Source organism: Acinetobacter legionensis (assembly GCF_048552295.1).
Lineage (GTDB): Bacteria > Pseudomonadota > Gammaproteobacteria > Pseudomonadales > Moraxellaceae > Acinetobacter.
Genome location: NZ_JBIMCW010000001.1, coordinates 273,854 through 297,825 on the forward strand (window position 1 = coordinate 273,854; position 23,972 = coordinate 297,825).

A 23,972-nucleotide genomic window follows, 5' to 3' on the forward strand; every position below is an offset into this window, starting at 1 on the left:
GTTTGATCAGTATTCTCATCATTACTTTTAATGAGTGATCATACCTAAACATCTGGTAAATCCTCTTCGAGCCACAGCTGTAGTACAGTCTGTCAGATCAAATCCAATATCTAAACAAAGCACTGTACTTAAGCTGAAGGTGAATACTGATGCATACGTTTTTTATACTGACGTGTGCGGCATGTCGTTTCTGTTTGTTGTAATATCAAGGCCCATAAAGGTGAAACTTTAGGATTCGGTGTTTTCCCATGGCTGAGTTTCCGTAACTGGAATTTAACTGTTGCCATATTGGCAAGTGAAGCTAATGTTTTATTTTCCCAGCGAATCGGTTTCAATTCAGGTGCGATATTCTGACCTTGTCTCCATTTGTTGGGTAAGTTAGGTTCGATTGCCAAGCCTGTTGCAATTCCTACCATATCGATCCCACTGTCAAGGACTTGTTCTGCAACGGGTTTACGGCGAATACCACCAGTCACCATAATCGGCATATGGGCAACCTTGCCAATCTCTTGAGCAAATTCTAAGAAATAAGCTTCACGTGCCAAAGTCCGTCCATCTCTGGCTTGGCCTTGCATAGCAGGTGCTTCATAACTCCCCCCTGACAATTCAACCAAATCAACCGACAGATCATTTAACATTTTAACTACTTGCTGAGCATCTTCAGCACTAAAACCACCACGTTGGAAATCTGCAGAATTCAGTTTAACAGCAACTGTAAATGTTGATGACACCACCGCACGTACTGCTTTGACGATCTCAATCAAAATACGCGCACGATTTTCCAATGAACCGCCCCATTGATCTTGACGTTGGTTGCTTAAAGGCGAAAGGAACTGACTGAGTAGATAGCCATGAGCTGCATGAATTTCTACACCGGTAAATCCCGCTTTTTCACCCAAATATGCGGTATGGGCAAAACGTTGAATCACTTCGTCAATCATGGCCTGAGTCATTTCAATTGGAGTATTAAAACGATCTGACATTTTACCTAAATCTAAAGCCACAGCAGAAGGTGCCCACGTTGACTGACCTAAATTTGACTGCATTTGGCGACCTGGATGGTTGATCTGCAACCATGCTTGCGCGCCTTGAGAACGTGCGATTTGAGCCCAACGTTTGAAGTGCGCTAAATGCTGTTCATCTTCCAAGACCACCCCACCCGGTCCTGTCATCGCACGACGATCCACCATCACATTACCGGTAATGATTAAACCGACCCCACCATCTGCCCATGCCTGATACAAACGCATAAGCTCTTCTGATGGTGCATGATTGAGATCTGCCATATTCTCTTCCATCGCAGCTTTTGCAATACGATTTGGAATCTGAGTACCATTAGGTAAAACTAATTTTTCAAAGACGTTCATTTTTATAGCCTCATAGAGTATGGACTTACTTTAAGATTAAAGCTCACTTTAATGTCAATCCTTTTTTTGCATTTAATTTTTATTATTTTAAGAACTAATTTTATTTAAAGACTTACATCAGAATAAAATGGTTCAATGCTTTAATAGCAAAAAAATAGAGGCCGCAAAGCCCCTATTAATATTCTGTTTTTAAATCAAACGACAACTGTTCACTCGCGAATAAACGCCAACAAATCTGGATTAATCACATCTGCATTAATGGTTAACATACCATGTGAATATCCTTTATAGGTTTTTAATCGGCCATTTTGAACCAGTTTGGCAGAAAGTACCCCTGAGTTTTCATAAGGTACAATTTGATCATCATCTCCATGCATGACTAAAACAGGCACTGAGATTTTTTTCAAATCTTCGGTAAAGTCAGTCTGTGAAAATGCAACAATTCCATCATAATGCGCTTTTGCTCCACCCATCATGCCCTGACGCCACCAATTCAATACGATGGGTTCCGAAGGTTGAGCATCTGGTCGGTTAAAGCCATAGAATGGCCCCGCTGGTAGATCATGATAAAACTGAGCACGATTTTTAAAGAGCTGATTCTGTAAGTCATCAAAGACTTCTTTGGCTAAGCCTTGCGGATTTTTTTCCGTTTTCACCATAATTGGAGGTACAGCACTGACCAATACGGCCTTTGATACATTTTCCTCACCATGACGTGCGATGTAGTGAGCAACCTCACCACCACCAGTAGAATGTCCAATATGCACTGCATTTTTAATACCCAAGTGTCTGACCACTTCTGCAACATCATCGGCATAGTGGTCCATATCATGACCATCCCATACTTGACTTGAACGTCCATGTCCGCGACGATCATGTGCAACTACACGAAAACCTTCATTTAAAAAAAACAATAACTGAGAATCCCAGTCGTCTGAGCTTAATGGCCATCCATGATGAAAAAATAATACTGGGGCATCTTTCGGTCCCCAATCTTTATAAAAAATATCAACACCATCTTTTGTCGTAACATATGCCATGTTAATTTCTCCTGTGTATGATTTACACTTTGAATAACTTATTGCTGTTCTCATTAATGTCAATAAATTACAATGTTTGATACGATTCGTATGGACCGTCATTCTATACTAGGATTAAAGTTAACTTTAAGGTCAATGCTTTTGGTGATTTTCTGATAGCAGAAATGTAAATCTATAAAAAATAAAAACACGCAAATATCAGTATTTATCATTGAAAGAAAACAGCTTTATTTTTTATTCAAGATTGTTGAGGCTTTATGTCGTTACATAATTTAAACCATTACAAATTTTCTGTTCAAAGTTTCAACGACAACCCACAGTATTTTTTATCGGTATAAAAATGAATATAAAAAAGCCAAGACTGGCTTAAAAATCTTGGCTTTAACATCTTGCAATGGAAGTTAGGCGATACGATATTTTGCCTCTTCAGAAATACGCTGTAATGCCTGACGCTGTTTTTTGAAATAAGGTAAAACATGTTCGCCAAGGCGATAAGCTTCTTCTAAATGTGGATAGCCCGCCAAGAAAAACAGATCAATCCCAATACTATTATATTCTTGAATCCGCTCGATAATCTGCGAATAACTTCCCACTAAAGCAACACCGGGTGGAATGCCAATATAGCCAAAGCCTGACCAAACATTGGGATGGATAAAGAAATCATCAACGTTTTTACTGCCTGCTTTTTCACTGTATTCTTTTTCAAAACTCAATACACGCGCCGATCTCAAACCTGCATGAGCAGCAGACGCATGTAAGCGTTGTTTTTCAGCAGCTTCATCCAAATAGCGTTGTGCCTCTGCCAAAGCTTCTTGTTCGCTACGGCGTGCAATCGTATCAATGGATAAGCCAAATTTAATATTATCTCGCCCATATCTTGCAGCACGTTTACGCACATCTGCAATCAATTCGGCAATTTCACTGGGTTTTTCAGCACGCATTAAATAATAATCAGCATGCTTTGCACCAAACTCACGGGCAGCTTCAGATGATCCTGCCGTACAAATGATCGGTAGTTCAGCTTTATTCAAAGGATATTTTAAACCGCCACCTTCTGCAGAATAATATTTGCCCTGGTAATGGAATGATTCGTTATACCAGTACCCTTTCACCACATCTAAAAATTCAGTGGCACGGATATAACGGTCATCGTGCGGGGTAACATCTCCAACTTGGCGCTGAATGACCTCAGAGCCGCCATTGATAATATTCCAGACCAAACGATTCCCAGTCGCGCGCTGATACGTTGCTGCACTTTGTACTGCATTATAAGGACTAAAATGATAAGGCTGGAATGCAGTCACAAAGTTTAAGCGTTTGGTTTCTCTTGCCAATAAGGAACACACTGTCCATGGTTCTTCACCTGTAGGTGCATTCACCATCAGCGCACCTGCAAAACCGTTGATTTCAGCCGCGCGAGCCACTTGGCTAAGATAGTCGATATAGGTAAAGTCATCACCAACTTGGTAGTTTGATGTCGCACCAGTATTCTCTACACCCGCCACACGTGACCAATCACCACGATTCCTTGGATCGCCTGCTAAGTACTCTGCTTCACCGTGTAGTGGTAGACGGGTAAAAAATTCAATTCCCATGAGGTTCTCCGTATAACTTAGAATTTAGCAGTAAGAGAAACACCAACTTGGCGTGGGTTTCCATAAGTTAGAACATATTGTCCAGCGGGTCCATTGGGACGACCATGTACTTGATATTCTTCATTCAATAGGTTTTTAACATAGGCATTGATTTGGTATTTATTATTAGCACTATGGTAGCCAACATTGGCATTCCATAAGGTATATGCTTTTTGGCTTAAGATTGGATCTACCGAATAGTCTTGACGGTTTACGAGGAAAAATTCACGATCACGGTAGCTGGCATCTGTACCTACAACAACACGAGCACCGTCATTGAGATTAAAAGTATATTCTCCCCCCAGACCGACGGTGTATTTTGGCGAACGGACTAGACTGTTGCCTGTATTATCTGCATTAACCACATTGGTTACTGGGTTTTTATCGACGAAATCGGTATATTCGCTGTCAAGATAAGCACCAGCAAAACGTAAACGTAGATTTTCTGTCACTGAATAATCTAACTCTAATTCAGCACCTTTAACTTCAGCTTTTGGTCCATTGGCGAGAACCGAGGTCACACCGCCACCTTGTCCCTCTGTTGCAACCAGTAAATTGGTTTGAATATCTTTATAGTCATAGTAAAAGATATTGGCATTTGCGATTAAATCTCCGTCCAATAACGTAGACTTTAAACCGAGTTCATAACTATTTAAGTATTCAGGATTCACGTCGGCAAGTTGGGTTAAGCTGCTGGATAAACCTGTGTTAAATCCACCTGAGCGGAAACCGCGTGCGAATCTAAAATAAGTATTTAAATTAGGATTAATTTCATATTCTGGGGTGATGTCATAGGTCAACTCATTCCAAGTTTTATTGCGACTTGTTGATCCATTTGCATTTGGAGTTGGGTTATAAACAGCATGGCTGTAACCATCTTTTTTCCACCAGCTGCCTTTTGTATAGTCTCCCGTTGTGATCTGGGTCAGATTGAGATCAATATCTTTTTCTTCACTGGTCCAACGTAAACCACCTGTCACTTTAAATTTATCTGTAAATTTATAAGTACTGTTACCAAAAAGTGCAAAGCTTTGAGTGGCTTGGTTATAGGTTATATCTCTAAATGCTGGCGTAGACGCAGTTTGAGAAGCAGCGCCATTTGGTAATGTTTTATTGACACGTGCACTGACTCCAGTGGAATCTAAATCCTCATTGAAATAATGAAATCCTGCAATCCAACTTAAGCGTTTTTCAGCATCAGAAGCGATACGGAACTCTTGGCTATATTGACGCCATTCATTATCACTATAGCTTCGTGCGACATCATAAGGGGTGTAATCACCATCTGAAATCGACTTTTGTGTGGTCTTATCAAAAGCAGTAATCGAAGTAAAGCTATATCCGCCCCCCAAATCTCCAGTTAAGGTTAATGACGCGCCATCATGCTGAATCTTATTGTTTTCATCTAAATCTAAATTGGTGTCTCGTCCTTTAGGTCTTTCATAAATACCCCAGTATTTACCCACGCTTAAGGAACCATTACTGCCTAAACCATTATAAGTTTGGCTGTGTAGATTGACCAAAGCATCCCATTCATCATTGATTTTGCCTAGCACTTGGAAGCGAAAAGATTTTTTATCCACGTTGCCATAATCTTCACCATTGGCAATATTCTTTGCATATCCGTCACGGTCTTCAGAGTAAAAAGCCCCGCGCACCGCAACATTTTCTGAAATTTTGCCGTTGGCAGCACCTTCAAATGTTCTTAGGTTATGATCCCCTAAACCAATGGTTGCATATCCATTGGGTTTATCTGAAAAATTAGGCTTTTTAGAAATATAATTGACTGCACCCGCAGTGGTGTTTTTCCCATAGAGCGTGCCCTGTGGACCACGTAAAACTTCTATACGCTCTAAATCAAACAAGTCACCTGCACCTGCAACTGGCGCATTTAAGTAAACCCCATCTGCATACACGCCAACAGGAAATACTGTCGATGCAGCCACATCTCCCGTACCTAGACCACGAATATACCAACGTGGACGACTATCCCCATCTGGGTTTTCAGCTGCAGCATTTGGTGTATAGGTTAAAACATCCCCAATAAAAGTAGAACCTTTCGCTGCCAAGTCCTTACCCGAAACAGCAGTAATTGCAGTTGGAACTTTCTGAATATTTTGCGCCCGATATTGTGCAGTAACGATCACATCACTTAATTTTTTGACATCTTTGGCTTTTTCAACCTGTGCTTGTTGTGCTGGTGTAGTCTCGATCTCTTCATTTGCAATAGCCAGTGTTGAAACACTCGCCGTTACGCCCCACATAGCAGTTAAAATACTCTGCCTAATTTTTGTAACCTTAAACATGGTGACTCCATTTAAATAAATCTATTCTTGTTATTGGCAACTTTTGTGCCATTCTATTTATTTAAATATTTTCAAAGTGTTATATAAAAAATCATAAAAAAATTATTTATTTTTGCTGATAGATAGACATTTTTAATTGTCGTATTGTTGTTATTTCAACATTTTGCTGTTTTTTATTTTTAATGATATCTACTAAGAATAAATTTATAAAAAAGCCATACAAAAGTATGGCTAATGCAATCAAAAATAAAAATCTGTTTAATTTAGAATTTATAGCTAAATTGTCCTTGTACCGTCAATGGACGCATTGGCTGTAAAAACTCGCTATTTGCACCAGCTAAACCATTTACGAAATTACGCTCATTGGTCAAATTAAGAATATTTAAGCCTACTGTCCACTGCGGTTGACGATAATAAAGTCCCAAATCTAAATTATAATTATTGGGTACCTTTACGGTCTGACTTAAATTGGTATACCAGTTACTTGTCCACCAGCCCGATAAGTTTAGCCCAAAACCTGACTGGTGCTGATAGTCCACATAAGCACTTGCAGAATATTTAGGAATGCCTGCTGCATCATAACGTCCAGCTTTGCGTTGGTTTAAAGCATTGCTATCGCCCCATACCGTCGCATTGTCTGCATGGAAACCAAAAGGTGAAAAACCAGCCGGAATAATGGAAGAATATTCAGCATTGAGATAGGTTAAGTTTGCCCCGATCGCGATATTTTTTTGTAGCTGCCAACGTAATGATGATTCAAGGCCTTTGATTTCAAAACGCGCCATATTGCCATTGGTATCAGGTGATAAATCGCGCTTCTGTTCAAAACCACTGAGCGTTAACAGAAGTTGATCAGTGATCGGCTCGTATTTCACTCCCACTTCTTTTAATTCACTTTGGCTGTCAAAAGCCAAAGGATTTAGCTGATTTCCAGCGCCCCAAATTAAAAATGGACCAAATACACCCGTATTCAAAGCTGTACTTTTATCATAAGTAAAATATAGGGTACTTTTTTCAGTAGGTTTAATAAAGGTACTGGCTTGATAGCTGAGTAAACTGTATTTATTGGAATCTGAGCGGACATCTGTAGGGACTAAAACCAGTGGATTCTCTAATTTTGCTTTTATAGAACTGTGGTTAATTCCCAGATTAATCCCAAAAACATCATTAAAGGTAAAATTTTGCTGTGTAAATACGCTGTAAGTGTCCCAAAAGCCTGTTCCTGTATAAACTGCTCGACCTCCATTGGGAGGAAAACCGCCTTTTTCAGCATATAAGCCATGACCCACAGGGTACATTCGAGGTAGATTTAAATAGCCAAAATACTGCGAATACTGTGGAACACCAGCCTGCCCAATCCAGCTTCCAGTCGAACCACCATGATTGACCAACCCCAATAAATCTCCAGGGTTTTTCTGTGATGGATCATTGGTTAAATCATAAGGATTGATATTAAAACTATTGTTTGCTGCGAGAGAGGTAAATTTCTCATGCCGATAAGCGCCACCTGTACTGCTTTTATTGTTGATTTTGACACCCAATAGCTCAAAGTCATGATCGCCTAAAAACTCTAAGCGGTTATCCAATAATTCATGGTCCAAATCGGTAAAGAAACTCCCAACAGAATCACCCAAATCACGACTCTTTTGATATAGCGTACTATTGGCCACAGACCAATTTTCATTGATATCTTTGACCAGTTTAAATTGTGTACTAAAGCGCTTTGCACTGTTTTTATCTTCGCTCCGACCAGAAACATCATCATCTAATTTGACTAAGCCATTGCCTGCGATTGATGGATCATAGACCCAGCCTCGAATTGTACCCGCTTGATCAGCAGTGGAACTTGGCAAAGGAGAAGTCTGTACTGGACCTACAGCAATATATTGATTTTTGTCATTCTTCTGCCGAGTTTGCCAACCAATCACTTTAGAGTGAGCTGCACCAGACTCAAAGACTGGAGACCAAAAGTTTGAACCGTTTTGAATAATCGGGGTCGCTCTGCCTTTATAGTAAAGCCCTTGATCAACGGATTGTTGTGTCGCTCTGTTCCAACCATGCGTCACATTAAAATCTGAATAATCGTCATAACTGATATTCCAGTCAACCCGTAGACTGTCATCTGGACGCCAAGCCAAAGCACCATAAAATGCATTAAAATTATTTTTTACATTGTCATAATAGTCATCTGTTCGTTGTGCTGTTGCACTGACACGAAATGCCAATTCTTTAGAAATAGGTGCAGTATGATCAATACTGACTGAGAAATTAGGCTCAGCACCTTGCCCTGCATAAATTGAACCCACTGATCCCGAAATCGTGGTTTGTGCTTTATTAAAATTCGGTTTTTTGGTGAGATAATTAATATATCCCCCTGAACCTGACGTCGGTGCAAAAATTACCCCTGTTGGTCCTGCAACAATATCAGCAGCTTCATAGGCATTTAAATTGGTCGGATGTCGGGTACTGTATATTCGTTGGCTATCTTGAAAAACTTCAGAGTTTTGCCCTCGTATCTGTGGCGCGAAATTGGCATTTTGCCCACCTCCTCTGGTTATACTTGGAGCATACTTAACCAAATCATCTGCACTACGAATAACATCTTCACGAAACTGTTGTTCTGATACTTGTGAAACGACACGTGGGGTATCTAATACAGAACTATCCGTCCCATAAATCGAAGTGACTTTACGCTTGGGGAGAATGGTGGTTTTTTTATTTGCTCCTGTCACCACAACATCAGCTAAGGTAATTACATCACCATCAGAATCCTTGGCTTGCTCTGAGGTTTCTTCAGCAAAAATAGCGCATGGAAAGATTGCCCCAAATAGCCCTAGCGCAATCACCAGTGGCTTTAATTGAAAGTTCTGTTTCATATCACACTCAGTAAAATAAATTTACACTGCGTTACGCAAAGCCTATGCCAATCTTTAAATAGGCAAAACTCAAATATAAAACATTGATTTTTATTACTTTTAAATAATCTTCATTGATATACAACTTTTATGCATGTTTATTTTTTCAACAGAAATGCTGAAAAAGCAACAGTGACAAAAAACACAACGCTTATAATTAATTGATAAATATTAGAAAAATATAAAAAAGAATTGGCATTCATTGTGCAATCTCCTCTGGATAAGTTCTAACTGAGTATTTTTAATGACACATGAAACCTTGTTACTCTCACGTCGAAAATTTTTAACCCAAAGTCTAACTGCACTAGGTGGCGTTTCTTTAATCAGTGGTTTATCTGCTTGTGGACAATCTCCACAACCTAGCGCTAACTCCCAAAGTTCACTTTCCAGTACCCCTAAGCATGGTGGAACAATTCGATTAGGGCTGATTGGGGGACAACAATCAGGTAGCCTTGACCCTCACCTTTCAGCTTCAGGAAGTGGGATTACCCGTGGATTTGCGATTTATAATAAGCTCTGGGAATGGGACGAAAACATGCTTCCTCGTCTTGCTTTGGCTGAATTTGCAGAACCTAATCATAATGCCAGCGAATGGACCATACGACTGCGTAAAGGTTTAGAGTTTCATCATGGTAAAACCGTCAGCGCAGATGATGTCATTTTTTCATTGCAACGATTAACAGATCCAAAGCTTGCCTCACCTTTTCGGAATCTTGTGCAATGGATTGATCGTGATCGTATCCAAAAATTAGATCAATATACAGTACGCATTCCTTTTATTAGTTCAATTGCTGGCTTTGTGGCGCTGCCTGAAACTTGGGTCAATTTTGGTGGTATTGTCCCCACTGATTTTGATCCCATTCATAACCCTGTGGGCGCAGGTCCTTATAAAGTCAAAGAATTTATCCCCGGTCAACGTTCAGTCTTTACTCGGTTTGAAAACTATTTTAAAGCAGATCGGCCTTATGCAGATCGTTTTGAAGTCATTGACTTTAAAGATCAAGTTTCTCGACTAAATGCATTATTGGCAGGACAAATTGATCTTGCAAATGCGATTTCACCTGAATACATTAAAATTTTAGAGCAAGCAAAACATATTCAAACGGTTCGTTCTCAAACCAATACCCACAATAGTTTTGACTTTAATACTCAACAGGCACCATTTAATGATCCCAAAGTCCGCCAAGCATTTCGTTTAATCGCCGACCGTCAAGAGCTGATACAACGGGGTTTAAACGGTCAGGGACGCATCGCCAATGATCTATATTCTCCACAGGATCCAGCATTTCTAAATTTGCCACAACGTCAACAAGACATTACGGAAGCCAAGAATTTATTGGCTCAAGCGGGCTTTAAAGATGGCTTAAGCGTTGAACTGATTACCCCCGTTGGCAACGCCCAACCTGCCCTGATATTTGCAGAACAAGCAAAGAAAGCCAATGTCAGTATTCGGGTCAAACAAGTTGATTTAGCTACCTTTAATGGACCTGATCGAAGTAAATGGCAATTCTCCAGTAATGCAACCAACGTGGGTACACCCTATTTATCCACTGCTGTAGTGAATGATGCGCCAATTTCAACAACCAATCGTGTCAACTTTAAAGACCCAGAATATAGTGAGCTGTTTTATAAAGCACTGGCTGAACCCGATTTAGCCAAGCGTAAAGTGTATTTGGCTCAGGCACAAAAAATTCAACATGAACGCGGTGGAATGCTGATTTGGGGTTTTAGCCATAGCATAGATGCTGCATCGAAACAGATCGGAGGATTAGCGGCAGAACACACTATTTTCCCAACGTGGCGTTTTGAGAAATTATGGACCGATCAAGCCTAAAATAAAATTTGCAGAGCCTTAACACCAGCAAGCATCTGCTGTAGTCAGCGATCTTCTGACTTTTCAAGGACGAAAAGTCAATCCAGTATGGGGCTCTGATGATGCATCCCGACTATTGCTACCCAACACAACGACCTTAATGTTGCTGATCAAAATCGTGAATAACACATTCATTTTGTACATATTCAGTTTATAAAAATCAGGCTTATATAAATCATGCTTATACAAAGCAACAAAATTTGAACGCTGTTTTTATTTTAACTACTCATATCTTTAGGCACTAAAAAAGCTGCCGTAGCAGCTATTTCATTCAGCATCCAAAGACTACTTGGGTACGGTAATCACGGATAATTTTTCTACCCCTACTCGCTCAATACTGGCAAGTAATTTTGCAACTGTTCCATAAGGAATGGTCTCATCGGCATTTAAATTCAAAGCCAATTTAGGGTTACTGTTTTTACGTGACTGAATCTCTTTTTCAAAACTTGCCAAAGTTACTTTATCCTTGTCAAGGAAGATTTCTCCTTGCGGATTAACACTAATGACAACCGCTTTATTCTGATCCGTTGACTGCGTCGGTGCAGCCTTGGGTAAATTTACTTTCACGGTATTGGTTAACAGGGGTGCTGTAACGATAAACACGATGAGTAAAACCAGCATTACATCAACCAATGGCGTAATGTTAATTTCACTCACCACATCATCTTCTTGGGAGGTTGAAACGGCCATTATGCAAACACTCCTTTTTCTTTGACTTCTTTACTGGATGCATCATGATTGACTACAGTATTTCCAGTGGTATTTTTTGGCTTAGCGACAGGTAATTGAAAACCCGCTTTTTGATTTAAACTGACAAAATCAGTAGCAAAATCATCGAGGTCTGCACCGATGGTTTTAACTTTACGTATGAAATAGTTGTAAGCCAACACAGCGGGTACCGCCACAGCAATACCAATACCTGTAGCAATCAAGGCCTCACCAATTGGCCCTGCAACCACATCCATACTTGCATTACCTGAATGTGCAATGGCCTGTAAAGCATGAATAATCCCAAACACGGTTCCAAATAGTCCAATGAACGGTGCGTTATTACCAATCGAAGCCAATAATGCAGAACCTTTTTCCAATTGACGACGTTCAGTTAAAATTTGCTTGCGTAAATGACGCTCTAATAAATCCTGACGACTCCAACTGTTTTGCAAATCTTGATGAGTCTTTTCATCTGCCTCAATCAAGGTTTGAAAACCTGCATTTGCAACACGTGCTGTAGGGCCTTCACCTTGTTGTGATTGAGTCACTGCCTCAGGCAAATTTTTGGCTTTCCAAAAGGCTTCGACAAAAACCTTACTTTGCTTGCTGGCTTTCTGTGTCTGTACCACTTTAACCACGATCAACACCCATGTGACGATGGAGAAAGCAACCAATAACCAGATTGTGCCGTCATGGATTAATGAATTTATGTCTGTCATGTAGATATCCTCTTAATTTAAAATAGTTTATTTCGGTAATTGATAATGAATTGGAACATCAACCCAACCTTCGACAGGTGTTTTACCTTTTAAGGCCGGTGAAAATTTCCATTGCTTTACTGTTCTTACAGCCGCGCTGTCTAAAAGTTTTTTGCCGCTACTTTGTTTAACCGTTACGCTATCTGGGCTACCGTTTGGCAATACTTTGACCCTTAAAATCACCGAGCCTTCCCAACCACGTTCTAAGGCCTGTTCAGGGTACTCTGCTGCAGGGTTGCTTAGATAACCTGCATACCCCTTGGCTTCTGTCACAGGTAAATTGTCATCAGCAGGCTTCACTGGTTCTGCTGTTTTTGGAGCAGGTTCAGCGCTCAGTTTTTTGCTTACAACAGGTTCCTCAGTTTTTTGAACTGTGTCTTGCGCAATGGGTTTTACAATCGGTTTGGCTTGCTCCACAGTTTTTTGAACAGGTTTCGGCTGTTCGATAGGTTTCGCAATCGGTTTTGGTTTTTCGACCACAGGCGGAATTTTGGGTTTTTGCGTCACTGGTGGAATTTTAGGTTCAATGACTTTAGGTGGTTCCACTGGTTTGACAATTTCAATCACCACGGGTTCTGGCTTTGCAATGTCCAAAGCTGGTGTCGGTAATTGTTTTGCGATATACCAAATACCCAAATGTGCTGCAGCAACCGCAATGATCGCGATCCACAATTTATTCAATTTTGCTGGAGGTGATTGACTCACATCCAAATGATGTCGTGTAAATGGGTCTGATATGCCAGTTGCAGTTGAAGCAGATGCATATTGCCCAAATAGCAACGCCCGCTGATGGGGATTAAATATTCGTTCACTCATGGCAATTTAAACTAAAAAATAAAATACTGTATTGAAAATTGCACAAGTCATGCCAACAATATAAGCTACTAATTTTTATAAATTTAATTAAAAACACTCTTCGATTTGTCAGCAAAGCTGTTGGTTTTAAGACAGTTCTATGCTGTTGAAACAACAAGATCCCTCTGATATCTCAATGGGATCTAAACTTATTATTTTAATTTATATCCAACCAAGGGTAAGACTTCTTCAGCAACCCGATATGCTTCTTCCAAATGTGGGTTACTGGCGAGAATAAAATGCCCAACACCAATGTCGATATATTCTTGTAAGCGCTGTGCCACTTGTTCATAGCTCCCCACTAAAATACAGTTTGGCCCACCCCTTACATTTGACATACCAGCCCAAACATTTGGACTGACAAATAAGTCTTCAAAACGATTGCCTTGTGCTAAGGCCTGCTGACGTTTTGCACCAACCGACTCAGTATCTTTACGTTCAAATGCATTGCCATCAACAGCAATGGTTTCATACATCTGTTTAAGCTCTTGAAATGCTTGTTCCTGTGTGGGGCGTGCCAAAATATCAATACGCATACCAAACTTTACCTTATGGTCTGGAGTATTTTGTGCAAGGAAGGATCGCGCCTGTTCAATCACTTTTTTCTGCTGTTCAACAGGTTCCCCCCAGGTTAAGTGGATATCGGCATGCCGACCTGCAACTTGCAGTGCCGCTGGACTTGCTCCCGCTAACCACAAACGAGGAACGTCATATTGATTCATTGGGTATTTCAAACCACCTTGTTCAACGTGGAAAAACTTTCCATCATAGTCAAAAGGTGCCTGATGCGAATACCCTTTTACAAACTCTAAAAATTCATTGGTTCGCGCATAGCGGTGATCATGGTCAATAAAATCACCATAGGCACGTTGCTGTGTCCCACCGCCACCTGAAATCACGTTCCATTCAACCCGTCCCTGACTGAGACGTTGCAAACTTGCTGCCATTTGGCTTGCGTATGCAGGATGGATAAACCAAGGTTGAATCGCAATCAATAATCGGAGTCTTTTGGTTTCTCTTGCCAATGCCGATGCCAGCACCCACGGTTCTTCAGTATGTGGAAAAGCAGGAATCAATGCGCCGTGAAAACCCACGATATCTGCGGCTTTTGCTACCTGTTGTACATAATCATAGTAGGCAAACAATTCATCTTGATGTTGAGGTGCCACACGTTGAGGGGATTGTACTGCTGGGCCCAACTGGTTCCATTCACCTCGTGTATGTAACTGATGTGCTCGACGACCATCCCCATGTACAGGGATTCTCCATAAAAATTCAACAGACATAATACTTCTCAATAATTTAAAGGTTTTACACGCTATCGTGAGTGATACAACTCATGAGCAGAAACCATGCCGTTTTTTATGCAATTTTGAATTCATCTATATTGTTGTTTTATCTAAATATTATAAAAACCCAGCTAAACAAGGTGTTGAAATTTCAACACTTATCCATCCAATACTGTCGGTTTCACAACATAACCTGTTTGATCCATTCAAATAACACCAATCATAAAAACATAACAAACTGATTTATATAAAATAATTATTTTGGCTTGGTTCTTGCTCTATCCCCTTATATTTCTAGATTTTTATGATGATATGCGTATTTTTTCTGGTCTTTTTTTAAGTTTTAGTCTTTTAGGATTGGTTGCTTGTGGCGTACACAAAACCGAAGATCCAAACCAAAGTAAAACCAGCCCACAACAGCTTCGTATTGCGGTTGTGGCCAATGGAACTTCTGGCGGTCTGGACTTTATTGGTGTACCACAACTTATCGCACAGGACCCCATTTTTCTAAAAGCATTAAAACAGAAAAATATTGAATTAAAGTGGGAACCTGTAACCACTGCGGCTGTGGCCACCTTAGTCAATGAAAGCTTTATCAACAATAAAATTGATTTTGCTTTTTATGGCAATCTTCCTGCGGTAGTACTCAATGCCACTGGTGTTAGAACACAAATTGTCGTCCCTGGCGGAGTCGGTAATAATGTTTATTTGGTGGTTCCAGCGGATTCACCCATCAAAACCATTGAGGACCTCAAAGGTAAAAAGATTGCCTTACATCGTGGTCGTCCTTGGGAAATTAATTTTGCTCAATTGATACAGAGCAAAGGTTTAAAGCTTAAAGATTTTCAAATCATCAATCTCAATCCACAGGCGGGAGCTGCTGCTTTATCCGCTAAAAGCGTCGATGCATTTTTTACCTTAAGTGATGCGCTCACTTTACAAGATCGCCATCTTGGCAAAATTATTTGGTCATCGCAAAGTCTACCCGCTGACTGGAAAATGCGTGCTGAACTATGGGGACGCAAGACTTATCTGGATCAACATGCAGACACAACTCAACTGCTTGCTGATGCGACAGTACGGGCAATGCAGTGGATTTCACAGCATCAAGATGAATTCCAACAAAGCCAAACCAAATTTGGTCAGCCTCTAAGTGTGATTCAACGCGAAAGTCAAAATACCAGCAGTAACTGGCAACAAGATTGGTCACCTGAGTACGAAGTGGATTTTCTTAAACAGCATTATGCAAAGGTCATCGACCATGCTGTAAAAAACCAATTGATTCAAACGCCAATCAAAGCTGAAGAGTTGCTCAATGCTCAGTTTACCCGTCAAGCCATTCAAAATTTACAACCACTTGATATTCAACATAAGCAAGGAAACTAGGTCATGAAAATCCTCGTAAATCCGCTTATCGAAAAAAAAATCGTGGCGATCAAAGCACCATTCTGGAGGCGATTGTCTTCTGAGCAGGTCTATCGCTTGCTCTCATTCCTTTCACCCATCTTGGCGTTACTGGTTTGGCAATTGATTAGCTATTTACAGATTTTTCCAACCCAAATTTTAGTACCACCTATAACGGTATGGCAGACATTTCTTGCCTTGTTGCAAAGTGGTGAACTCCAACTGCATTTAAAAGATAGCCTTTCTCGACTGCTGATGGGTTTTTCAATTGCGGCCACCTGTGCGATTTTGTTTGGCATTGCCTATGCATCTCTCAGCTCTTTCCGAAATTACACTTATATTTTGTTCAATATCCTTTATCAAATTCCAATCTTTGTGCTTATTCCTATTTTTATTTTGGTTTTTGGCATTGGTGAACTATTTAAAATTTTACTGATTATTAAAGCCTGTTTTTTTCCAATCGCACTCACAACAGCGGATGCTGTTAGAAATATTCCTAAAAAATATATTGAATTGGGCCATATCTACAAACTAAAAACTCCAGCATGGTTGAGATACATCATCATCCCTTGCATCCTCCCACCATTAATCGGTGGACTGCGGATTGCTCTAGGTCGTGCTTGGTTGATTTTGGTGGCCGTTGAATTACTTGCTGCAGGCACTGGCATTGGTCAAATGATGGAGCTCGGACGACAAATGTTACGTTTAGACGTTGTCATGGTCGGAGTTTTTATTACAGGAATCATTGGTTTTGCTTTAGATAAAACTTTACGTCAGCTCGAACAATATCTTGTATCACCTGCATTGAGTTCAAGGGGGAAATAATGTCACAGCATCCACTGAACTTAAAAAGTGCTTTTGCGCAACCACTGATCTTGATCAAAGGTCTGCTGCTCCCGCTCCTTTTACTGGCTTTATGGCAATACAATTCAAGTTTAGGCGCCAGTCATGCCTATGCATTTGTGCCTTTACAGAAGGTGTATTTTGCTTTTATTCAGCTGCTTGAAACAGGTGAATTATGGTTAAACACATGGGGAAGTCTTAAAAAAGCTGGACTGGGGTTTTTACTTGGCTCGACAACAGGGCTACTACTCGGTGCCTTACTTGCCTATTCAAAAATTTTAAATGCCTTGGTTTCACCATTATTTAATAGCATTCGCCAAGTACCCTTACTTGGTTTAACCCCATTGATTGCACTGTGGTTTGGCAATGGTGAGCAGGCAAAAATCTTTATTATTGCGCTTGCTTCTTTTTTCCCGATGGTGATTAACAGCTTTCAAGGGCTAAGTCATTATGATCAGAAATACAGTGAAGTCGCTCGTATTTACAAATTATCTTTTTGGCAGGAATTTAAAAAAATCCGTTTCCCTCAAGCTCTCCCATATATTTTAACGGGGTTGAATTTAGCGGTGCCTTTTACATGGATTACCACAACTGCCAGTGAGCTGTTATTCAATGCTGGTGCAGGCTTAGGCAATTTAATGATGAAAGCTGAAATCAATGCCGAAATGGATATTTTGTTGGTGTGTGCAATCACGGTCACCCTCAGCGGTATTGGCATGACGCTTTGCATTCACTTGATTTCTAAACGACTACTGCAATGGCGTGTTTAACTGAATCACCCATCTTCTCAGGATATTGATATGAGCTTTTCCTTACTCTCGATTAAAAAACTCAATAAATCATTTTATCGAGACCAACAAACTTTCACCGTATTAGATGGTATTCATCTCGATATTCAACAAGGAGAATTTATTTCTATTGTCGGAAGCAGTGGCTGTGGTAAATCGACCTTGTTGCGCTTAATTGCAGGATTAGATAAAGACTATCAAGGTGAGATTTTACTGAATCAAACACCAATACAAGGGACAGATTTAAAACGAGGTTTAATTTTTCAGGAGCACCGTCTATTGCCTTGGCTCAGTGTTTCCGAAAATATTCATTTAGCGCTCGAAGAAACCGACTTAAGCCGTGCCGAAAAAAATGCCCGTGTGGCAGAACATCTTACAATGGTGGGTTTAAAAGGTTTTGAAAATGCTTATCCACATGAGCTATCGGGTGGTATGGCCCAGCGGGTAGCGATTGCACGAGGCTTGGTTAATCAGCCTGATATTTTACTTTTAGATGAACCCTTTGGTGCTTTAGATGCAATTACACGTAGCCATCTGCAAACTGAATTACAACGTATTTGGCAAGATCAAAAGATCACCATGATTCTAGTTACACATGATATAGAAGAAGCGGTTTATCTGGGTGATCGCGTGATCGTAATGTCTGCTCGACCAGGAAAAATTAAAGAAATCATTCAAGTTCCTTTGACCCATCCAAGACATAAAGACAGCGAATTATTATTTAACTATCGTAATCAAGCACTCAATATGCTGGACCATAGCGCATAATGAAATCGAATATTCATCGATATAAATATTATTTAGAAAATATATTCAAGCATGATATTTATATCAACAAGTTTTAAATTATTAAGGAAATATGAAATGGGTTTATCAATTTGGCATATATTATTATTTGCCGTGATCGTTATTTTATTATTTGGTACATCAAAACTTAAAAACTTAGGTAAGGATTTAGGTGGTGCAATTAAAGATTTTAAAGACTCGGTTCATTCTGATGATCAAAAACTGTCTGAAACAAATCAGCCTAAAGAAATCCATCATCTCGATTTAAATAAAGAAAAAAACACTAACCGGTGAGTACTAAATCATTATGTTCAATATCAGTTTTGGTGAACTCTTGGCTTTTGCTGTTATTGCACTGATTATATTGGGACCTGAAAAGCTCCCTCAAACATTCAGGGTGGGATTACTTAAATACAGAGCCCTTAAAAATAACCTTAACAAAATCCAGCTAGAGTTAGAAAATGAACTGGAATTGCTTGAACTAAAAAGGATCATGCAAGAAGAGCTGCTCAAAATAAAACAAAACGAAGAGCTGCTCAAACAGCAGCTTGCACAAATGCAACACGAAATCCAAAGTGTACATAGCGCTGTTGCTATAGCACATCAAGCGCCCCCTTATCCCACACATGATTATGTTTATCAAATCTCTGCGCGTGAATTAAAAGTACCCTTTTTAATTTACACAACATCATCCAATATCTTGCGTGAGGATCAAGCTGCATGACCGAACAAATACTCAGTGAAACACTCACTGAAATGAAATATAGCGAACATTTAATAGAGCTTAGAAAGCGTTTGATCTATAGCATTGCTACAGTCTTAACTATTTTTTTACTCTTATTGCCCCTTGCACAACACAATTATCATTTTTTGGCTCAACCCTTAATATCCCGATTGCCTAAAAATTCAACCATGATAGCTACAGATGTGATGAGTACATTTTTAGCGCCCTTTAAACTCAATATTTATTTTGCAATTTTATTGGCGATTCCCTTTATTCTTTATCAATTCTGGCGCTTTATTGCACCTGCTCTATATCAAAGTGAAAGAAAATTTGGCATGGCGCTTGTGCTCTCCAGCATCTGTTTATTTTATCTTGGCATCTTATTTGCCTATTATTTGATTCTGCCTTTGGCTTTAAACTTCTTTGTCTTAGCTTCACCAGATAATGTTTTACCGATGACTGATATCAACAGCTATCTTGATTTCTGTCTCAAGCTTTTTCTGGCTTTTGGTATCGCCTTTCAAATCCCTGTACTGACCTACATTCTTATTTTTATTGGTATTCTTTCTATTCAACAATTGGAACATTACCGTAAACACATCATTGTTTTGTTTTTCTTTATCGCAATGTTTATTACACCCCCTGATATTTTTAGCATGCTTGCACTGGCAGTACCAATGTGGCTTTTGTTTGAACTGGGTTTATGGATCACAAAAATGACCAGCCCAAAATAAAACATCCATGGGTAAAATGGATGTTTCTATTGCACAGCCCAATTAAACAATTTCATTTTTATTTGGTAATAAATTATATCTTGATAACAAATTACGTAAAACATTGCGCGACAGTCCTAACATTTTTGCAGTCTTAACCTGATTATTCCAGCAACTTGAAAAAGCGGTATTGACGATTTTATCTTCAATGATGTGCCATGCTTCACCCTCATATTCTTGAAATAAACGCTTGAGTACATCCTCAAACTCTTGAATCAAATCATTATCTGGTAAAACGCTTGAGCCACCCTCCTCTGAAAACCTTAAATGTTCAATATCAATGGTTTTGCCACCACTGATGAGCAGTGCATAATGGATATTATTTTCAAGCTCACGGATATTCCCCGGCCAACTATAGTTGAGTAGCGCATTTCTGGCGCGATCACTGATGTTGGGTTTCGGCGTAATCATCTTTTGCGAATAGGAGTTTAAGAAAAAATCCACCAAAGGCAAAATGTCACCCTTACGCTCTCGCAATGGTAAAATATTTAGCACAACCACATTTAGGCGATAGTATAAATCTAAACGGAATTTATTTTCCGCGACAGCTTTACGCAAATCAACATGTGTACCAGACAAGATGCGTACATTAATCGGGATCGGTTTACGTCCACCGACCCGAACAACTTCCTTTTCTTGCAATACACGTAACAGTTTTACTTGCAAAGACAACGGCAACTCACCCACTTCATCCAAGAATAAAGTTCCGCCGTCGGCTGTTTCAAAAATACCAGGGCGTGTCTTATGCGCACCCGTAAATGCGCCTGCTTCATAACCAAACAATTCAGATTCTGCAAGTGTTTCAACTAAAGCACCACAATTGACGGCAAGAAACGGCTTATTTTGGCGATCACTTTTCAAATGAATTTCACGTGCGATTAATTCTTTACCTGTACCTGATTCACCTTGGATGATCACACTGGCAGAACTTGGTGCAATGGTTTCAACTTGGCTTAATAGCTTACGAGAGTTTTGATCAGAAAATATAATCGCTTTTGCTCTTATTGGCTTAATTGGCACACCATTATCAGGCAAGGTAATTACTTTATAATCATTATCCAAATAGGATTTCATAATTAACCCTTTAAATAGCTGAGGAGGATATTAAAATAGAATAGTACAATTCTATTACAAAGCTGATAAATAATAATTACAGATATTTAATCCTAAATTTATATATTGAATGATTTTATAGACGTTTTTTATTATCCATTTATAATCAATATATTTCTATTTTTATGCAATGTTGCTTTTTAAACAATATGTCTATCAATTGATCATATATAAACAGCTTACAAAAATATTTTTGAAAAAATTATATATTTTATCTCTCCTCTCTATTTGGCATCTATTTTTCTCTTTTATTTAAAATTTATAGTATAGGTTAAATGATGAGCATAGAGTTTGTGGGTATGGTTTTTCCAAATCAATGGTCTGAAACCAAAGGGACCCGAGTTGGTCATAAAATTGATCTCGAATATTTACGCTATCATGCTCGTGCACATGAATATGCAGGCTTTGATAAAGTTTTAATCGCCAATGGACCAAGTAGCCCTGATAGTACTCAAATCGCAGCTTATCTGGCACAACAGACTGAACGACTGGGATTTATGATTGCACATCGCCCTGCGCTGATGACGCCTAATCTGGCTGCACGTTCCTTTGCCACACTGGACCATACCACTGGCGGAGGACGCATTCGTTTACATGCCATTACGGGAATTACCGCTGAACCCCAAGAAGGTGATGATATTGTTGATAAAATTCAACGTTATGAACGCACAGGTGAATATCTAGATATCATCCAAAAGCTTTGGAAAAGTGAGCAACCGATTCACTATGAAGGCAAATACTTTAAATTGGAAAATGCTTTCTGCCCTTTAAAACCGGTCAATGGAACTTCTATTCCGATTTCATTCGGCGGTTCTTCAGATATTGCCTACGATATCGCAGTGCGTCATGCAGATCTTTATTCGCTTTGGGGTGAGCCTTTAGCGGGCGTGAAAGAGCAGATAAATAAACTTAAAAAGGCAGCAGAAGCAGCCAATAAACCACAGCCGCAGGTCAGTTTATCAGTACGTCTTATTATTGGACCAACAGAACAACTCGCATGGCAACGTGCACAACAAATTTTAGCTGATATTCAGCAAAATCCAACGTTCCAAAATAATGGTTCACTTTCGGGACATAAAATTAAAGGCGTAGGTTCACAACGGTTACTGGCAGCAGCACAACAAGGTGATCGCCATGACCGAGCCTTATGGATGCCAACTGCAAGCGCAGTTGGGGCCTATGGTGATACCACCGCCCTTGTCGGAACGCCTGATACGATTATTGCCGCATTACTTGATTATGTAGATCTGGGCGTCACCACCTTTTTAAATCGTGGTTATGATCCAATTTACGATACTGTGGACTATGGTCGTTATATTATTCCTGCGGTACGAGATGAGGCGGCCAAGCGAAACAAACAGATTGCCTAAGTCCTCAAGCTAAATAAAAACCGCTCATTTAATCGGATTGAATGAGCGGTTTTTATTGCTTGCTAATTTAAGGTCTTGTCATAACCATGAGCATCATTATGAGGGATGGTTATTTTCTTCTGATTTTCTATTGTAAATCTGGTTTGCAAATGGACTGAATCTTCTCCCCTGCAATCACCTTTTTGGCAAATGGAATAGAATCTTGTAGGGAAGCATTCACTGTCTCACTATGTCCCAATCCATGATACAAATGCCCTTCAACGACTGTACCTGCCTTACATGCATCCGCCACCAACTTCATTTGATTACGTGCATCTGGTGTACGATCATTTGCCCCAGTGCCAATAAATAATGGATGATTGATTTTTAAGGTCGGGTAATAGCCATAATCATTGGATTGTTTTTCCTGTAATTTTTTATAGATCGATGGTGGATTCACCTTATAGGCTTGCGCAGGTGAAAGTCCTGCTGTTTGAATATCTCCCATAAAACTGGTCAAACAGGCATTTCTTGCTTGTTCCACCAAAGGCACTGCTTCAGCGGTAAAAATATCTTCAGTTTTGATTTCAGGAAATAAGCTTTGCGTCACTAGAAAACTATAAATACCATATGCTAAGGATGGACTGACTTCATAAGGATTTAACTTTAACTGATTCTTTTCAGCTGTTGCCTCGGGGTCCTGATAAATCACCCCTGTGCCAATAGATCCTTTAATATTTAACTCTGGTGCATAGGTTGCTGAATAAGCTGAAGCTGAAACAGCCCCTGCCCCACCTTGAGATTGCCCCACAATAACAAAACGATTTGCTAGAGGTAATTTCGTTTTAAGCGCAGCTCGACCGCTGTCTAAAATACTATAAGCAAGCATTGGATTATTGATCAGCAAGTGCGGGCCAGCCACACCAAGTCCTTCATAGTCAGTTGCTACTACAGCGAATCCTTCTTTTAACCATCGGTTTAAATATTGTACATCTCGATAAGATCGTCCATTCCAAGAAGGTGCGCAGGCATCTGCTAGACCAACCGTACCATGTGCCCATAACACAACAGGCCAACCTTCTTTCGGTGGCGTACCTTTAGGAAGATGTACTGTCCCAGAAACCACAATGGGGGTCTTACTATCCCTTCCACTTGTTGAACTATATAAAATACGAATGGCCGTACTATCATTGTCCAAACGGATATAAGGGTTGCTGATGTCCTCTGTCTTTAAGAGTTTTCCAGCTTGTTCTGGAATCGCAGCTTTCCATGTATAAAATGCTGAAACACGTCCATCCCCATAACGATCTTCAGGCTGTGGGGCTTGCTGGGCATTTGCCATTCCAGCAGACGTGAGTATGCTTGCGACAAAAACGGATTTAACCACATTAGATATAAAAGTATTTTGCATTTTCATGACCTTGAAACCTATTTAAAAACTGTT

Annotated in this window: 20 protein-coding genes; 9 read left to right on the forward strand and 11 right to left on the reverse strand. The window is 39.8% G+C overall.

Going from position 1 to position 23,972, the window contains the following annotated elements:
* Window positions 1-128: 128 nt before the first annotated feature.
* From ACG916_RS01240 to ACG916_RS01260, 5 genes are all read right to left on the reverse strand, one after another.
* Complete coding sequence (locus ACG916_RS01240) at window positions 129-1,367, reverse strand: NADH:flavin oxidoreductase/NADH oxidase family protein (RefSeq protein WP_419327125.1); 1,239 nt, start codon at window positions 1,365-1,367, stop codon at window positions 129-131.
* A gap of 209 nt (window positions 1,368-1,576) precedes the next feature.
* Window positions 1,577-2,407: an alpha/beta fold hydrolase gene (locus tag ACG916_RS01245; protein WP_336951882.1), complete on the reverse strand. Its 831-nt coding sequence runs from the start codon at window positions 2,405-2,407 to the stop codon at window positions 1,577-1,579.
* 401 nt (window positions 2,408-2,808) lie between these two features.
* The gene (locus tag ACG916_RS01250; protein ID WP_151956364.1) at window positions 2,809-4,002 is read right to left on the reverse strand and encodes an LLM class flavin-dependent oxidoreductase; all 1,194 of its coding nucleotides are present in this window, start codon (window positions 4,000-4,002) and stop codon (window positions 2,809-2,811) included.
* Window positions 4,003-4,019: 17 nt separating this feature from the next.
* Entirely contained in the window at window positions 4,020-6,347 is a 2,328-nt protein-coding gene (locus ACG916_RS01255) for a TonB-dependent receptor (protein ID WP_419327124.1), read from the reverse strand.
* A gap of 263 nt (window positions 6,348-6,610) precedes the next feature.
* Entirely contained in the window at window positions 6,611-9,223 is a 2,613-nt protein-coding gene (locus ACG916_RS01260) for a TonB-dependent receptor (protein ID WP_419327123.1), read from the reverse strand.
* 283 nt (window positions 9,224-9,506) lie between these two features.
* Between ACG916_RS01260 and ACG916_RS01265 the strand changes: the two genes are divergently transcribed.
* Complete coding sequence (locus tag ACG916_RS01265) at window positions 9,507-11,096, forward strand: ABC transporter substrate-binding protein (protein ID WP_419327122.1); 1,590 nt, start codon at window positions 9,507-9,509, stop codon at window positions 11,094-11,096.
* Between the two features lie 324 nt (window positions 11,097-11,420).
* Here ACG916_RS01265 and ACG916_RS01270 read toward each other — a convergent pair whose 3' ends face one another.
* From ACG916_RS01270 to ACG916_RS01285, 4 genes are all read right to left on the reverse strand, one after another.
* Window positions 11,421-11,825, reverse strand: coding sequence for an ExbD/TolR family protein (locus ACG916_RS01270; RefSeq protein WP_004717481.1), 405 nt, complete (start codon window positions 11,823-11,825; stop codon window positions 11,421-11,423).
* Window positions 11,825-12,565 carry a MotA/TolQ/ExbB proton channel family protein gene (locus tag ACG916_RS01275; RefSeq protein ID WP_096734860.1) on the reverse strand — a complete coding sequence of 247 codons (741 nt, stop codon included), beginning with the start codon at window positions 12,563-12,565 and terminating at the stop codon, window positions 11,825-11,827. Before ACG916_RS01275 ends, ACG916_RS01270 begins: the two co-directional genes overlap by 1 nt.
* Before the next feature lie 27 nt (window positions 12,566-12,592).
* Complete coding sequence (locus ACG916_RS01280) at window positions 12,593-13,420, reverse strand: energy transducer TonB (protein WP_224964047.1); 828 nt, start codon at window positions 13,418-13,420, stop codon at window positions 12,593-12,595.
* 191 nt (window positions 13,421-13,611) lie between these two features.
* The gene (locus ACG916_RS01285) at window positions 13,612-14,745 is read right to left on the reverse strand and encodes an LLM class flavin-dependent oxidoreductase (RefSeq protein ID WP_419327121.1); all 1,134 of its coding nucleotides are present in this window, start codon (window positions 14,743-14,745) and stop codon (window positions 13,612-13,614) included.
* A 315-nt stretch (window positions 14,746-15,060) separates the two neighbouring features.
* On the opposite strand from ACG916_RS01285, the gene ACG916_RS01290 reads away from it, so the two are divergent.
* The 7 genes from ACG916_RS01290 (at window position 15,061) to tatC (ending at window position 20,027) form a co-directional block, all read left to right on the forward strand.
* Window positions 15,061-16,134: an ABC transporter substrate-binding protein gene (locus ACG916_RS01290; protein WP_419327120.1), complete on the forward strand. Its 1,074-nt coding sequence runs from the start codon at window positions 15,061-15,063 to the stop codon at window positions 16,132-16,134.
* A 3-nt stretch (window positions 16,135-16,137) separates the two neighbouring features.
* Complete coding sequence (locus ACG916_RS01295) at window positions 16,138-16,977, forward strand: ABC transporter permease (protein ID WP_419327119.1); 840 nt, start codon at window positions 16,138-16,140, stop codon at window positions 16,975-16,977.
* Window positions 16,977-17,765 carry an ABC transporter permease gene (locus tag ACG916_RS01300; protein ID WP_004717492.1) on the forward strand — a complete coding sequence of 263 codons (789 nt, stop codon included), beginning with the start codon at window positions 16,977-16,979 and terminating at the stop codon, window positions 17,763-17,765. The genes ACG916_RS01295 and ACG916_RS01300 overlap by 1 nt, the downstream gene beginning before the upstream one ends.
* A gap of 30 nt (window positions 17,766-17,795) precedes the next feature.
* The gene (locus ACG916_RS01305; RefSeq protein WP_004717493.1) at window positions 17,796-18,551 is read left to right on the forward strand and encodes an ABC transporter ATP-binding protein; all 756 of its coding nucleotides are present in this window, start codon (window positions 17,796-17,798) and stop codon (window positions 18,549-18,551) included.
* 96 nt (window positions 18,552-18,647) lie between these two features.
* A complete protein-coding gene (locus ACG916_RS01310; RefSeq protein ID WP_004823388.1) occupies window positions 18,648-18,863 on the forward strand; it encodes a Sec-independent protein translocase subunit TatA in 216 nt (71 codons plus the stop codon).
* Window positions 18,864-18,876: 13 nt separating this feature from the next.
* Window positions 18,877-19,293, forward strand: a complete 417-nt coding sequence (locus ACG916_RS01315) for a twin-arginine translocase TatA/TatE family subunit (protein WP_004717498.1) — start codon at window positions 18,877-18,879, stop codon at window positions 19,291-19,293.
* On the forward strand, window positions 19,290-20,027 hold the full coding sequence (gene tatC, locus ACG916_RS01320) for a twin-arginine translocase subunit TatC (protein WP_419327118.1): 738 nt from the start codon (window positions 19,290-19,292) through the stop codon (window positions 20,025-20,027). The genes ACG916_RS01315 and tatC overlap by 4 nt, the downstream gene beginning before the upstream one ends.
* A gap of 42 nt (window positions 20,028-20,069) precedes the next feature.
* Here tatC and ACG916_RS01325 read toward each other — a convergent pair whose 3' ends face one another.
* The gene (locus tag ACG916_RS01325; protein ID WP_419327117.1) at window positions 20,070-21,140 is read right to left on the reverse strand and encodes a sigma-54 interaction domain-containing protein; all 1,071 of its coding nucleotides are present in this window, start codon (window positions 21,138-21,140) and stop codon (window positions 20,070-20,072) included.
* Between the two features lie 317 nt (window positions 21,141-21,457).
* On the opposite strand from ACG916_RS01325, the gene ACG916_RS01330 reads away from it, so the two are divergent.
* Window positions 21,458-22,549, forward strand: coding sequence for an LLM class flavin-dependent oxidoreductase (locus tag ACG916_RS01330; RefSeq protein ID WP_419327116.1), 1,092 nt, complete (start codon window positions 21,458-21,460; stop codon window positions 22,547-22,549).
* A gap of 127 nt (window positions 22,550-22,676) precedes the next feature.
* Here ACG916_RS01330 and ACG916_RS01335 read toward each other — a convergent pair whose 3' ends face one another.
* Window positions 22,677-23,939 (reverse strand): lipase family protein, encoded by a 1,263-nt coding sequence (locus ACG916_RS01335; RefSeq protein ID WP_419327115.1) that lies wholly within the window; start codon window positions 23,937-23,939, stop codon window positions 22,677-22,679.
* Window positions 23,940-23,972: the final 33 nt, after the last annotated feature.